Genomic DNA, 12,603 nt, shown 5'->3' on the forward strand with positions numbered 1-12,603 from the left:
TTAAACCATGCAGAAGAAGTTATGATTAAAATTCATAATTGGATTGACGACTACAATACTTTTGCTCCCCATAAAGGATTAAAAATGATGTCACCAAAAGAATTCATTTTAAATGAGCTAGCCAATGTCTGTTCGATTTTTTGGGCGACTCCTAGATAAATCGAATACTTTTAACAAATTCTCTTATTCCTTTGAAGCGACTATTGAGAAATCCTTTTTGCTTTAAATAATTGTATCAAGTCTTTTTTCACGATATTACACTCATAACGAAAAAGTAATAAGCTTAGGAAGTAAGAAAAGACTATCACTCCACCAAACACAAAACTCTTAATTGTTACAATCTTTGTTAAAAAAATCAATACTAATGATTTGATAAAGAATATGGTAAAAAGTAAAATAAATGAACTAAGAGCGATGCCAACATTATAGCCTAATCTCATCTTAAGAAAGATTTCCGTTTTCCCATTGTTCGCAGTAAATTTACCTAAGACAATAGGCTGGAAGGAATTTTGGTATTCAAGAAAGTATTTATTCTTTCTCGAATCATTAATATGGGTCAATCTGAACTGAAGACTTGATACTACAAGATTTGACTGCAACAGACACTTCTCATAATGCATTGGCTTACTACGCAAAATATAAGAATAAAAAAATAACCTTAAATATCTAAATAGTATTTGATAGATATTCGAATCCTCGCTCATGAAAATTCTAATAAAGCATCTGTTACAACGAATTACTTATTTTTTGTTTCTTAATAGAAATAATCAATGAGTAAATCCAGCCCAAAAACGTCCACCCCAGAAAGAGGTTGGTGAGAAATACTTTCAGCATATTTGATTTTTTGAAAATCGAAATGATGGTTGGCAAGAAATACAAACAGATGAAAGCACAAAATAACAATCCAGGAATTACAATTTCCCAAATCCCTATGTTCTTTAATGCAAATTGATTCATTGACTCTCCGAATTTATCAGTTTTAAATTCACTAAGTAATTCATATTAATTTAAACTATCCTGATTTGCAAATGGAATTTAATGCATTCGCCACCGCGGGATTATATCAAAAAATTGTGTAAATCAGTATCCCATATTATTTCCATACCCCAAATCAAAAAGTTGGTTGAGCCCATAAATATTAGCTGCTAATAGCAGGAATAGGCTTTCTGGACCATAGACCATGTAGATTGCAAAACTGAATGAAAAGGTTAACTTCTAAAAACCTAGTGCTGGCAAAGTAACCACCTAAATCGTTTCTCATTCTTTCAATCCCGGAGTTAATAGATTCGACAGCGTTGGTGGTATAAAAATGTTTTCTAGTATCTTCCGGAAAAAGCAAAAAAGTGAGATAGTGATCTTTTTGTTTCTTTAAAAGATCAGCCATATCCTGTTTTCCAATTTGACAAGATCAACTAAATTATTAAAATAAATTTCTCCTTCATTAAAGTCTCTGGCATCTTTGATATCTCTCCAGAGTCGCATAGCTTCTTTAGAATTAGCCTTTGATAAATTATGGTGTAGATTTCGTGCTAGGTGAACCATACATATTTGTCTGTAAGCCATCGGTCCAGAAAGCTTTAGTTTCTGAACCTTTGAGAGTCCGAAAGCCCAATATTTCCTTGGTTCCATCGCGTTTGGATTCCGCAAGCAACGAAAATAACAGTCTTTTGATTTCTTCTATTTTCATCTCTCATTTGTGTATGGCATGCATCGATGAAAACGGAAATCCATTCTTTATCGAAAGGTCTGGATTTATAGTAATCCATTCAGCGACAAAATCGAGAGCATCATTTAAAGTATCTTTTGAGAAAGGTAGTTTTTTACAGGATCGTTCAATTTGTGCACAAGATTAACCGTTGGATAACATCGCGATGATTAACTCTTCATAATCTTTGTCGATACGTTTCCAATGAGGAGGAAGGATCGCGGGTCTAAATTGAGTTCCTGAGCGAATTCTAGGGATTTTTAGTGTGCTAGTATAGTATTCACCTGACAGTTTTGTAAAGAAGCAGTGGTCACACCTCTTCTAATTGGAAAAATGATTTTAAGCACAAAGTCATGTTCACTTAAAAGAATTAAGCAATAGAAATGATACGAACCCCCCCCCTCCCCAAAAAAATCCACCTTAAGATAAAAAAATCCTTGTACTTTCTTTTGTATCTGAGAGAGTGATTGAGTACGTTCCTAATACGGAATCTCGCAAACTCCAGGGGAAGATGTCGGAGTCTTTCCCTGGAACTTTTCCTCGAAAACCAATTCATACCACGCCCCAGATCGCAGCGGAAATCCAAACGAAACGCAATCCTCTCTCTCGGTGGTAACACTCACAGCTTCAGTTTCGCAGCCTTATAGGGGCGTTTCGTTTGATTGGAGCGAAGAGCTGGACCAGGCGCCCCACTCTCCCTTATTTTCGTCACCGGAAAGTGACATAATTTTTATTGACAGGGTACCGGGGGGATTATTGTACCAGTAATTCTAAAGTGACATAATCCCTTCTCCGACAATAAGGGGTCACGCGAGATTTCGGCTCCCGCCGAAGAGACAGTTCGAGATATATTTACGTTCCCCAAAAAATAGAGTAGGGGACGGTGCTTTAGCTTTGTCTTCAGGCTTTGAAATCTTCTGTCCTTTAGAAAATTTAAGTTAGGTGACAGATTATGAAAGGAACGTACATCCGAATTCCCATTCATTTCATGAAAGATAAAAGAATCCTGCCCAAAGAAAGAGCCAGACTCATGTCCGTTTACGGAGCCTTATGGAGTTTCTGTGGCTCCGGAAATTCTTGTTTTCCCAAATTGGGAAACTCTTGGGAAGACGAAGGGGAAACCCTTTGCAAACGATCAGGGCTAGGCAAAAACACAGTCATCAAAGCGAAAAAAAGGCTGATCGATTTAGGATATGTTTTCGCAAAAAGAAACGGGCAAGGCAAAAACGATACGTACACTTTGTTCGAAGTTCCTTCTTTAGAATCCCAAAACCAGGAGTTCAAGACTCCCGAGAAAAAGGAATTCTTGTTTTCCCCGAAAGTAAAGGAGACAAACAGAACTCCCATCAAGGAGGGAAAACCCTTATCTCTTATAAAAGAAAATGTAAAAGAAAGTATAAAAGAGAGATGGGAAAGGAATTTGAAAAAGTTTCCTAAAACAACTCAACTGCAGATTTTGAAATTTTTACATTTCGAGAATGGATCCGTTCGTTTGGAAAAAGAGATCCCTTTCCATTACAAACGAATCTTCGATTCCTTACAGCTTGCCGTCGGTTGAAATGAATATCTTTCGTTATGTTTTGAAATGGGGATTCATTTCCTCTTTAGCGGGAGCCGTGGTCGGATCTGCCAGTGCACTATTTTTGGTTTCCTTGGATCTTGTGACTGATTTTCGATTTTCTCATCCTTGGACGATCTATCTGCTTCCTGTCGCAGGACTATTCTTGGGTTTCGTATATCATTCGTACGGTGCTAGTTCCGGGAAAGGGAACGATTTGATAATAGAGGAATTTCAAGATCCGAAATCTGTTTTGCCGTTTCGTATGGCTCCATTGATTTATGTGTCCACTCTTCTTACCCATCTTGTCGGAGGATCTGCCGGAAGGGAAGGAACCGCTGTTCAAATGGGAGGAGCCATCGTGGATCAAATCTCACGCTTTTTCTCGTTAGACGAAGTAGAAAGAAAGATTTTACTCATTATAGGAGTGAGCGCCGGTTTTGCATCCGTTTTCGGGACTCCTTTTGCAGGAGCCATTTTTGCTTTGGAAGTAATGGTCTTTCGAAAGTTTCAGTATCGTTATTTATTTCCTAGTCTGTTGGCAGGATGGATTGCCGACCGAGTTTGTCTGCAATGGGGAGTGGTTCATACTCGTTTCATTCGTCCCGATTTTTCCAAATTAAACATGGAGAGTTGGATATATGTTTTGTTTTGCGGAATTGTCTGCGGTGCAGTGGCTTATTTGTTCATTCGCTCCGGTAGGTTCACTTCAAGTTTGTTTCGAAAATACATTCCGCACCCTATATTGCGTCCTTTCGTAGGAGGACTTATTTTACTTTTGATCTTTTTATCTGCGGACATGCAGAGATTTATGGGCTTGGGTTTGGAAACCATCCTTTCCAGTTTTCATACGGAACTGCCTAAGTTTGATTTTTTACTCAAAATCTTTTTTACCGTTCTCACACTTTCTTCCGGCTGGAAGGGGGGAGAAGTCACTCCTTTGTTTTTCATCGGTGCGACTTTAGGAAATGCGATTTTTTCTTTCACTCCTCTTTCTCTTTCGCTCGTCGTTGCACTTTGTTTGGTGGGAGTTTTTTCCGCAGCTACGAAGACTCCTCTCGCATGTACTGTGATGGGAATGGAGCTTTTCGGTATGGAAGGATTTGTATTTATTTTTTCTATATGCGTGGTTTCTTATTTGGTTTCGGGAAAGATCAGCATCTATGAATCTCAACTTCCGAAAATAAAAATAGAAACTTAGACAAGGTAGATTTTGTTCATAAAGGAAGGATCAAAGATCGACGGATCTTCTCAATATGTCTTCTGCCAAAACTAAAACCGGTTTTTTCATAGAGCCAGCCTCTGTTTTGGGAAAATCGGTTTCAATCACCAGGTTGGAATAACCGTGAACCAACGACCAGGCCATCATTGCATATTCTTTCGGGTTTGTTTTTTTACCCACGGAATCTAAGTAAACTTTGCAGGAATGGAGAAGCACTGAATAAGAACGGATTTGGGATCTTCTTAAATTTAAAGATACCTTCGTTCGTTTTGTTTGAAACATCAGTTTGTAATAGCTGGGATTGGAAACTGCGAATTTGATATAAGCAAGTCCTAATGCTACGAAACCTTCTTTCGGGTGTTTGATCTTTTCAAAGGCTTTTTTTTGTGCATTCGCTAATTTCTCGAAACCGAAAGCAGCCATTACTTCCAATAATTCGTCTTTATCCTTAAAATGTCTGTAGATGGCGGCGTGAGAAGTTCCTGCAATCTCTGCAACAGAACGGAGTGAAATTTCTTTCGGATCTTTCTGTTTCAGAAGTCTATGACAAGCCTTGTAAAGGGCATTTTTGAGATCCCCGTGATGGTAGGCGGTTTTTCGCATTCTTAAATGAAAAAATATATGTTACCAAAGGCAACATTTTTACCGATTCCGTCAGGAAATTTATTGTTTTTAATGTTACCGTCCGTAACATTGGTTTAGGCAGGTGCTCTATGAGTCAATTAAGCGCAGAAGAAACGGATCAAATTTTGAGAGAAATGTCTTCGGAGTTTCAGGCAGGAAACCGTAAAATCACAATTCCTCCTCCTTCCTTTATCGATATGAAGGCTTCTATAGAAGGGTATGTTAAAAATAAAAGCATCACCGTATCCTTTCCCGTTATGGAAAACCAAACGAATCCTATGGGAATGATGCAAGGCGGTTATATCGCAGCCGCTTTCGATAATGCTTTCGGTCCTCTCAGTTATTTGGTGGCGAAAAAACCGACCACTACCATCGATATGAACATTCAATACATTCGAGGAGTTGCTACTGAGCAAAAAGTGGTCGTAGAAGCGAAAGTGGAAGCAAAAGGTTTTTCCACGATTCACATGACTGCGGAAATGCGCACAGAGAAAGGAAAACTCTTAGCAACCGCAACAACGAATTTATTGATACTTAAAATTCCCGCAGGGGCAGGGGATTAATATCCCTTGCCTAAGTTTTCATAAAAACATTTCTGCGATTCGGAACAGGAGAAGTTCTCCGTAGATCCGCACGATTCCATTACTTTGAATTGTTTCGTGCAGAATGTTTCACAGGATATGCGGACGATCATCTTATCGTCTTTGGATAGATTTTGCGAATCCATACAAGATGTTAAATTTTCACAAATGACCGGGCATCGTTCCAATGCATTTGCTCCTCCTTTGATCCCGAACGCATGGTTTGAAGTTTTCAATAGATCCCATGTCAAAAACCCGATCAAAAGAAACAATAGGTAGATATGTTTTTTCATTTTGCCTCCTGCCTGTAATAACGAACCGATTTTTTAAAACGTAAAGATTGGGGATGTTCCAATAGATCCAGGACATCCTCATAATGAAATTCTTTGGGTAATTTCCATAAAAACCATCGTTGTACTTCTCTATAACTTTCGTTCGGCTGATAGAACTCTGCAAATACTAGAATGGGAAGATGTTGTGCCGAACATACTGCCTCTGCTGCACTGGGAGGGGAATATGTGATTTTGTGATGGGGCAAACGATTTGCCAAATCCATCGCCCCCCAAGGATTTTCGCTTGTGACGCAGACTTCCGTATCTTCTAAAAAAACAGCATCTTGTTCTATGTTCGGATCTTGCAAAGGCAGGATTGATGTGAATCCTATCAAAGGGACAAAGAGAAGATTCGCAAGAATGGTCACATACGACTTATTCTTTTTAAAATATAAGGAAAGGGAGATAGAAAAAGAAAATAGTAAGATGAGTAAAAAGGAAAAATAATTTCCTAGATACAATGAGAATAATGCAACCGCAAGGTAACAAACGATAAGAAAGATCTGATTCCAAAAACTTCCTATTTTGCTAAGCCAGTCTTCGTAATTGAAGTAAATGGCGGGGAGTGTAAAAAACAATCCTGCAAAAGGAAGTATATAGTAAGGATCTTTTCTGTTAGGAAGTAAATGCAATATGCTTAGAAGAAATAATGCGGATAAAAGTCCTCTTCCTACTCTTTGTTTCATCGTAGAGATGGGTTCGATCAGTCCTTTTTTAAGAACTGAAAACAAAGGGATGGTAAAGGGAAGAGTGTATAAGATCCAGCCGCCTAAGATTCGCAAAAAAGATTGGTTTGTATCTCCGAACTTACCTAGGTTTTCCGTGATGAAAAAGAATTTGAGAAGTGCCTTTCCGTATTCGTGGAAAAAATTCAGATAAGAAATCCATAATACGGGTATTAGGAAAGCAAACAGTACAAAGGGGATTTGCCGGAAGTAGTGTTTGAGCTTATCTTTTTCAAAGAAAAACTTTCCTTTCCTTAATCTGATGCAATCGACTAGAAAAAAAGAGAAATGAGTGAGAAGTCCATAAACGATAAGAATAGGTCCTTTGAGTAAGTATCCTGCACCTAATGTTAAATATGCGAGTATAAGATAAAGATTCTTTTTATCTCTATCGAATTTGAGGAATAAGGTTACGAAAGCGAGATAAAAAAATACCATCGCTTCTTCCATCATAACGAGTCTGGAGAATTTCCATGTTCCGAAAGATAATAAAAAACTGAATGCGAGCAACAATGCCATCCTTCCGGAGTTGCTGAAGCTGAATCCCAGCCGATAAACCAAAAGAGTGGAGAAGCTTCCGAAGAGTGCGGATACAAATCTTTCCCAGAAGAAATGTATGCTGAAGATTCTATCTGAATAGATTCCTAACCAGAAGAGCAGGGGAGGTTTGTAAGGATTGGGAAAACCGGTGAGTTCCGGAACCAACCAATGGTTTACCTGCAAACTTTCCCGAATTGTCCGAATGTGCATCACCTCATCCCCTTGTGGAAACAAAGGGCTTGGGTCGCCCAGATGAGGTAGGAAGGCGAGAAGAGAAACTAGGAATAAAAATAGATAAACCATCTCTAGTTCCAGAAATTTTATTACTGACCAGTCAGTCAATAAAATGAAAAATAAAATTGCGATTTAAAAGGGAAAATCCGAAAAATTTTATTTTGGGGCGTATCTTTGGAGGAAAAGTTCTACCATCTTCATCTTAGGGAAATTGTCTCCCTGCTGGGTGCACTGATTCATTAAGATTCCGTGCATGAAGGTTTTCACGAATAACATTTCCGCATCAGGATCTTTTATGTCGAGGCTTCGAAATCGATCTCTCATTGCCTCTTTAAAGGGAGCAAATCTTCTTTCAATGCTCTCTGTCATTTTTTTGGAAAGTGTGACAGAGTTGGGTTGAAAGAGACAAACTGTAATTAGGATGAATGTCTTTTTTTCTTGCATGGCGAAATCGATCGCCTTTTGAAAGAATTCACGCAAGTATTCTTGTGCAGACTGGCTGGGGGAGATGGTCTTGTAGATGGCTTCTTGTTTGGAAAGATGTTCGTCGATGATGAGTTCGAAGATTTGATTTTTACTTTTAAAATAATTGTAAGCGAGTCCTTTCGATACTTTTGCGTGTTTGGCGATCATCTCCATGGTTGTTGCTGAAAAGCCGTGTTTAGAAAACAAATGCACTGCAGAGTCTCGAATGCTTTGAATCGATTTCTCCCTTGCTAATTGTTTTTTATTATCTACTTTAATCATCAACATAGCGCTAACTCAAACGATTAGTATATAAGACGACAAATCAAACACTTTTTATGTTTGGATTAGTTGATATACTAATAAATTGACCAGAGGGTTCCCATTTTTTTCGTTGACCGATCGGTCATCCTAAAGTACCATTCTAGAATGCCCCGAACTTTTGAGCAAAATGAAGAAATTAAAAGCAATGTGAGTAGAATTATCGAAAAATCTGCTTTAGATCTTTTTTCTAAAAGAGGTTATGAGGGCGCATCCATCTCTGCTATCGCTAAAAATGCCTCTGTTTCTAAGTCTCTTATTTTCCGTTATTTCACGAATAAGGAGCAGATTTTAGAAACAATTGTTAATCGGGAGAAAGAACTTCTGATTAAAATCATAGAATCTGTTGAGGAAACTTTAGCTCCTGCGCATAGATTTTTGACTTGGGTGGATGTTTTGTTCCAACATTTTTCATCTCATGCGAAAGAAATGAAACTTTTAGTTTCAGTATTTCTTCATGAAGACAGTTCCGGGGAACTTCAGAAATATCTTTCCAGAACCGAATCGGGTTTTGTTTATCTGAACCGCAAGGAAGAAAAGATCATTGAGTCTTATTTGGGTGTTAAGAATTCGGAAGATGTTTTTTTGTTTCGATACTTAGTCCAGGGTGCATTAGTTGAATATCTTTTGGATGGAGAAAAAGAGCACCTAACAAGAGGTAAAAAAATGGTTCTTAAGATATTTAAGGATAAAAAAGAAGGATTATAAAAAGACGATTAGGGTGGATTTCCCCGTTTTTTCAGCGCTTTTTTGTCCTTTCTTAGATGCATACGATCTTTCTCTGGTTGGAAAATAGGGTAAAAACAGTTGGTGATTTTGGAATCTATTCCAAGTTTGTTTTAATTATAAATTTAAACTTCTTATCGGGTGAAAAAATGGATCAATTTAAATCGGTCACTGTTGTAAAAAAGGCGAACGTATATTATGAAGGCAAGGTGACTAGCAGAACCGTACTCTTTGAAAACGGAGAGAAAAAAACTTTGGGAATTATGCTTCCTGGAGACTATGAATTCGGAACGGATCAAAAAGAAATTATGGAGATTCTTGCTGGAAACCTGAAAATCCAACTGCCCGGTTCCGATGCTTGGATCGAAATCAAAGGAACCTATACTTTCGAAGTGCCTGCCAATTCTAAATTCAAATTGAAAATAGAAACGGTAACGGACTATTGCTGTTCCTATATTTCTTAAAACTATGTTCAGGTAACATCGATCTTTTATGAACGGTTTTTTCTTTGATGATAAATACATAAAAATGTAACAATCATTTGCATCTTTTGTCGTAAAATGGGATTCTATTGTTTATGGTGGAGCCCGGGGAAACGAATGAAAAAATTCTCGAAAAGGGAAAGGAGATTTTTCGGATCAGCGATTCCTTTTCGAGTTCTCTGCATCCTTATCAATTTTTTTCCAAAGCCCTTGCTTTTTTAGAGAACAGGCCTCTTTTTAAACTTCAGTCCTTCCGTTTTGTCGATTTATTCCCTTCCTTAGTTTCTTTTTCCCAAACAGCGAAATACATCGATCTTTACTTTCTCAAAACGAAAACAGAAATTCCTTTTTATTTGGCTGCTTTGGGTTCCGTTCTGTTATCGAATCCTTTTACGAGCTTTTTCGTTGTAGTATTTGTTAAATGGTCAATACGTCTTTTTTCCCGATTTTTTATTTTAGGCAGAGATTATGAATCCGGTAGAAAGAAAATTCTGGATCGTTATCGATCCGGTATGGTTTGTACTATCGATATATTAGGAGAGGCGGTACTTTCCGAAGGAGAAGCGAAGCGTTATTCGGAAAGATACATTTCCTTACTGGAAGGAATCGCTTCCGATAAAAAACTTTCTTCGATTCGATCGTCTCATTTTCCGAAGGAACCTGCAGGAAACGTTTCCGTAAAATGTTCTTCCATTTTCTCTCAGATGGATCCTCTTGCTTTTGAATTTTCCGTAACCGAATTAAAGAATCGATTGAGACCTATTTTGGATTCTGCGCTTTCAAAAAACATATTTATCAATTTGGATATGGAGCAGTATGAAACGAAAGATATCATCCTTACCGCCGCTTTGGAGATTTTTTCGGAAGAGAAATATAATTCCTATCCTCATTTCGGGATTGTGATCCAGGCTTACTTAAAATCCTCTTTTTCCGATTTGGAAAAAGTAATCTCCGTTTCAGAAAGCAGAAAATTTCCGTTAACGGTTCGTTTGGTGAAAGGAGCTTATTGGGAATTTGAAGTGATCCAGGCGGGTTGGAAAGGCTGGGAAGTTCCCGTATTTTCAAATAAAAAAGATACGGATCGAAACTACGAAGTTTGTACGAATCTTCTGCTTCGTTCCTATCCCAAGATCAGGCCCGCTTTCGCTTCACATAATGTTCGTAGTTTGTCTTATGTTTTGGTTCGGGCAGAAGAACTGTTGGTTCCCAAAGATTTTATCGAAGTGCAGATGTTGTACGGAATGGCGGAGCCTTATAAAAAAGCGATCCTTTCTTCGGGCATTTTACTAAGAGAGTATTCTCCTTTGGGAGAAACGATTCCAGGTATGGCGTATTTAGTGAGAAGGCTTTTGGAAAACTCTACGAATGAAGGTTTTTTGAAGAATATAAATTCCAATCGGAAGGATAGAGAAAAACTTCTTTATCTGAGTTAGGTGCCAAATGACAAAAACGGATAAAAATGCTTTTCCCTTTCGAAACGAACCTTTGATCGATTTTACTTCGAAGGAAGAAAGAGAGAAGTTGTCCAGAGCCTTTTTCGATTTGAGGAAGGAGCTCCCTCTTCGTTTTTGTCCGGTCGTTGCAGGTATGGAGAAACTTTCCGGTAGAGAAGTGGTTTCGTACAATCCTGCTTTTTTGAAAGAGTCTATTTCTATTGTAAGTTATGCGAACCTTGTGGATGCGGAGGAAGCAGTTGCTTCTGCACATACTTATTCTGCGGCTTGGAAAAAAGAAAAACCAGAGAATCGGGCTTCGGTTTTACGAAAGGCGGCTTCGTTGTTGCGGCAAAAGAGGTATAGACTCTTCGCCCTTATTTCCTTGGAAGTAGGGAAGGGGATCAAGGATATTGATGCCGAGATCGCGGAAGCGATTGATTTTTGCGAATTTTATGCGGTAGAAGCGGAGATCTTATTCCGAACTAGAGAGAGAAATCTCCCCGGAGAGGAAAATATGTACGGATATATTCCTAGAGGGGTGACTGCCGTCATTTCTCCGTGGAACTTTCCTTTGGCGATTCTTTGCGGTATGACTGTCGCTCCTTTGGTTGCAGGGAATACTGTGATTATGAAACCTGCAGAACAATCTTCCGCAGTTGCGTTCGAATTGTACAACATTCTTATCCAAGCAGGAGTTCCTAAGCAGGCTCTTCATTTTCTCCCGGGGAGAGGGGAGGAGGTAGGTGAGTTTTTGGTCACTCATCCTTTGATACATACGGTTAATTTTACGGGATCCCGTAAAGTAGGATTGGGAATGATCGAACGTGCTTCTGTTCCCAAATATAAGTTCGTTAAAAGAGTATTGGCTGAGATGGGAGGAAAAAATGCGATGATCATCGATGAAGATGCCGATTTGGATGAGGCGGTTTCCGGAGCTTTGCACTCCTCTTTCGGGTTTCAAGGGCAAAAATGTAGTGCGCTTTCTAGATTGATCGTGCTGGATTCATGTTATGATTCGTTTAAGTCTCGTTTTGCGGATGCTCTTTCTTCTTGGAAATGCGGTTCTCCGGAAGATTTTTCTTGTAAGATAGGTCCTGTGATCGATTCGGATTCCCGATCCAGATTGGAGTCCGTTGCTTCCTTATTCGCTTCCCATGTTTATTATAGACATTCGATTCCTGAAGAAACCAAAAAGAACGGTCATTATGTAGATCCGATTATTTTCGAGGAGAAGGATCCTAAATCTCCGTTAGGTCAGGATGAGTTTTTCGGCCCTTACGTGACTTTATTCCGCGTCAAAACTTTCGAAGAAGGAATTCGACTGGCAAACGGTACCGACTATGCGCTTACGGGAGGAGTTTATTCCAGAAATCCGGAGAACATTTTGTTCGCAAAAGAAAACTTCGAAGTAGGAAATCTTTATATCAATCGAGGGATCACGGGAGCGGTAGTGGATAGGCAGCCGTTTGGTGGATACAAATTGTCCGGTGTGGGAAGTAAAGCGGGAGGTCCTGATTATTTAAAACAGTTCTTAGAACCTATTTCTGTGACGGAAAATACGATGAGAAGGGGATTCGTCCCAGAGTGATTACAGGGCTACAGGGCGCCTCGCATTGATTCTACTCTACTCATTATAATTTCATCCAGACCGG

Annotated in this window: 15 protein-coding genes; 8 read left to right on the forward strand and 7 right to left on the reverse strand. The window is 38.8% G+C overall.

Going from position 1 to position 12,603, the window contains the following annotated elements:
* Positions 1 to 21: 21 nt before the first annotated feature.
* Positions 22 to 159 (forward strand): hypothetical protein, encoded by a 138-nt coding sequence (locus EHS15_RS19470; protein ID WP_425460623.1) that lies wholly within the window; start codon positions 22 to 24, stop codon positions 157 to 159.
* 567 nt (positions 160 to 726) lie between these two features.
* On the opposite strand, the gene EHS15_RS19420 is transcribed toward EHS15_RS19470, so the two are convergent.
* From EHS15_RS19420 to EHS15_RS19475, 3 genes are all read right to left on the reverse strand, one after another.
* Positions 727 to 957 (reverse strand): superinfection immunity protein, encoded by a 231-nt coding sequence (locus EHS15_RS19420; protein WP_135759380.1) that lies wholly within the window; start codon positions 955 to 957, stop codon positions 727 to 729.
* A 181-nt stretch (positions 958 to 1,138) separates the two neighbouring features.
* Positions 1,139 to 1,384 carry a transposase gene (locus tag EHS15_RS19425; protein ID WP_135759381.1) on the reverse strand — a complete coding sequence of 82 codons (246 nt, stop codon included), beginning with the start codon at positions 1,382 to 1,384 and terminating at the stop codon, positions 1,139 to 1,141.
* Positions 1,369 to 1,629, reverse strand: a complete 261-nt coding sequence (locus EHS15_RS19475) for a transposase (RefSeq protein ID WP_135759382.1) — start codon at positions 1,627 to 1,629, stop codon at positions 1,369 to 1,371. The genes EHS15_RS19425 and EHS15_RS19475 overlap by 16 nt, the downstream gene beginning before the upstream one ends.
* Positions 1,630 to 2,657: 1,028 nt before the next feature.
* Here EHS15_RS19475 and EHS15_RS04635 point away from each other — a divergent pair.
* Both EHS15_RS04635 and EHS15_RS04640 read left to right on the forward strand, forming a co-directional pair.
* The gene (locus EHS15_RS04635) at positions 2,658 to 3,263 is read left to right on the forward strand and encodes a helix-turn-helix domain-containing protein (RefSeq protein WP_135759383.1); all 606 of its coding nucleotides are present in this window, start codon (positions 2,658 to 2,660) and stop codon (positions 3,261 to 3,263) included.
* 1 nt (position 3,264) lies between these two features.
* Positions 3,265 to 4,464: a chloride channel protein gene (locus EHS15_RS04640; protein ID WP_210416295.1), complete on the forward strand. Its 1,200-nt coding sequence runs from the start codon at positions 3,265 to 3,267 to the stop codon at positions 4,462 to 4,464.
* Between the two features lie 30 nt (positions 4,465 to 4,494).
* Here the strand turns inward: EHS15_RS04640 and EHS15_RS04645 are convergent, their stop codons facing one another.
* Positions 4,495 to 5,088 (reverse strand): TetR/AcrR family transcriptional regulator, encoded by a 594-nt coding sequence (locus tag EHS15_RS04645; RefSeq protein ID WP_135759385.1) that lies wholly within the window; start codon positions 5,086 to 5,088, stop codon positions 4,495 to 4,497.
* Between the two features lie 110 nt (positions 5,089 to 5,198).
* Here EHS15_RS04645 and EHS15_RS04650 point away from each other — a divergent pair, with 110 nt between their 5' ends.
* The gene (locus tag EHS15_RS04650) at positions 5,199 to 5,672 is read left to right on the forward strand and encodes a PaaI family thioesterase (RefSeq protein WP_135759386.1); all 474 of its coding nucleotides are present in this window, start codon (positions 5,199 to 5,201) and stop codon (positions 5,670 to 5,672) included.
* Here the strand turns inward: EHS15_RS04650 and EHS15_RS04655 are convergent.
* From EHS15_RS04655 to EHS15_RS04665, 3 genes are all read right to left on the reverse strand, one after another.
* Positions 5,669 to 5,983, reverse strand: a complete 315-nt coding sequence (locus EHS15_RS04655; protein ID WP_135759387.1) for a Cys-rich protein — start codon at positions 5,981 to 5,983, stop codon at positions 5,669 to 5,671. The two genes, EHS15_RS04650 and EHS15_RS04655, sit on opposite strands and share 4 nt — an antisense overlap.
* On the reverse strand, positions 5,980 to 7,590 hold the full coding sequence (locus EHS15_RS04660; RefSeq protein ID WP_135759388.1) for an ArnT family glycosyltransferase: 1,611 nt from the start codon (positions 7,588 to 7,590) through the stop codon (positions 5,980 to 5,982). Before EHS15_RS04660 ends, EHS15_RS04655 begins: the two co-directional genes overlap by 4 nt.
* A gap of 87 nt (positions 7,591 to 7,677) precedes the next feature.
* Positions 7,678 to 8,274: a TetR/AcrR family transcriptional regulator gene (locus EHS15_RS04665; protein WP_135759389.1), complete on the reverse strand. Its 597-nt coding sequence runs from the start codon at positions 8,272 to 8,274 to the stop codon at positions 7,678 to 7,680.
* A gap of 183 nt (positions 8,275 to 8,457) precedes the next feature.
* On the opposite strand from EHS15_RS04665, the gene EHS15_RS04670 reads away from it, so the two are divergent.
* The 4 genes from EHS15_RS04670 (at position 8,458) to EHS15_RS04685 (ending at position 12,539) form a co-directional block, all read left to right on the forward strand.
* Positions 8,458 to 9,015 carry a TetR/AcrR family transcriptional regulator gene (locus EHS15_RS04670; protein WP_167884154.1) on the forward strand — a complete coding sequence of 186 codons (558 nt, stop codon included), beginning with the start codon at positions 8,458 to 8,460 and terminating at the stop codon, positions 9,013 to 9,015.
* A gap of 167 nt (positions 9,016 to 9,182) precedes the next feature.
* Positions 9,183 to 9,497: a pyrimidine/purine nucleoside phosphorylase gene (gene ppnP, locus EHS15_RS04675; RefSeq protein WP_135759391.1), complete on the forward strand. Its 315-nt coding sequence runs from the start codon at positions 9,183 to 9,185 to the stop codon at positions 9,495 to 9,497.
* Positions 9,498 to 9,610: 113 nt separating this feature from the next.
* Positions 9,611 to 10,948: a proline dehydrogenase family protein gene (locus EHS15_RS04680; protein ID WP_135759392.1), complete on the forward strand. Its 1,338-nt coding sequence runs from the start codon at positions 9,611 to 9,613 to the stop codon at positions 10,946 to 10,948.
* Positions 10,949 to 10,955: 7 nt separating this feature from the next.
* Positions 10,956 to 12,539: an aldehyde dehydrogenase family protein gene (locus EHS15_RS04685; RefSeq protein WP_135759393.1), complete on the forward strand. Its 1,584-nt coding sequence runs from the start codon at positions 10,956 to 10,958 to the stop codon at positions 12,537 to 12,539.
* The last annotated feature ends 64 nt before the right edge of the window (positions 12,540 to 12,603 follow it).

It is taken from the genome of Leptospira idonii, assembly GCF_004770995.1.
Lineage (GTDB): Bacteria > Spirochaetota > Leptospiria > Leptospirales > Leptospiraceae > Leptospira_A > Leptospira_A idonii.

Bases quoted from the DNA above. Each gene is read 5' to 3' on its own strand.
- EHS15_RS19470 (WP_425460623.1), top strand. From the start codon at position 22: ATGATTAAAATTCATAATTGGATTGACGACTACAATACTTTTGCTCCC.
- EHS15_RS19420 (WP_135759380.1), bottom strand. From the start codon at position 957: ATGAATCAATTTGCATTAAAGAACATAGGGATTTGGGAAATTGTAATT.
- EHS15_RS19425 (WP_135759381.1), bottom strand. From the start codon at position 1,384: ATGGCTGATCTTTTAAAGAAACAAAAAGATCACTATCTCACTTTTTTG.
- EHS15_RS19475 (WP_135759382.1), bottom strand. From the start codon at position 1,629: ATGGAACCAAGGAAATATTGGGCTTTCGGACTCTCAAAGGTTCAGAAA.
- EHS15_RS04635 (WP_135759383.1), top strand. From the start codon at position 2,658: ATGAAAGGAACGTACATCCGAATTCCCATTCATTTCATGAAAGATAAA.
- EHS15_RS04640 (WP_210416295.1), top strand. From the start codon at position 3,265: ATGAATATCTTTCGTTATGTTTTGAAATGGGGATTCATTTCCTCTTTA.
- EHS15_RS04645 (WP_135759385.1), bottom strand. From the start codon at position 5,088: ATGCGAAAAACCGCCTACCATCACGGGGATCTCAAAAATGCCCTTTAC.
- EHS15_RS04650 (WP_135759386.1), top strand. From the start codon at position 5,199: ATGAGTCAATTAAGCGCAGAAGAAACGGATCAAATTTTGAGAGAAATG.
- EHS15_RS04655 (WP_135759387.1), bottom strand. From the start codon at position 5,983: ATGAAAAAACATATCTACCTATTGTTTCTTTTGATCGGGTTTTTGACA.
- EHS15_RS04660 (WP_135759388.1), bottom strand. From the start codon at position 7,590: ATGGTTTATCTATTTTTATTCCTAGTTTCTCTTCTCGCCTTCCTACCT.
- EHS15_RS04665 (WP_135759389.1), bottom strand. From the start codon at position 8,274: ATGTTGATGATTAAAGTAGATAATAAAAAACAATTAGCAAGGGAGAAA.
- ppnP (WP_135759391.1), top strand. From the start codon at position 9,183: ATGGATCAATTTAAATCGGTCACTGTTGTAAAAAAGGCGAACGTATAT.
- EHS15_RS04680 (WP_135759392.1), top strand. From the start codon at position 9,611: ATGGTGGAGCCCGGGGAAACGAATGAAAAAATTCTCGAAAAGGGAAAG.
- EHS15_RS04685 (WP_135759393.1), top strand. From the start codon at position 10,956: ATGACAAAAACGGATAAAAATGCTTTTCCCTTTCGAAACGAACCTTTG.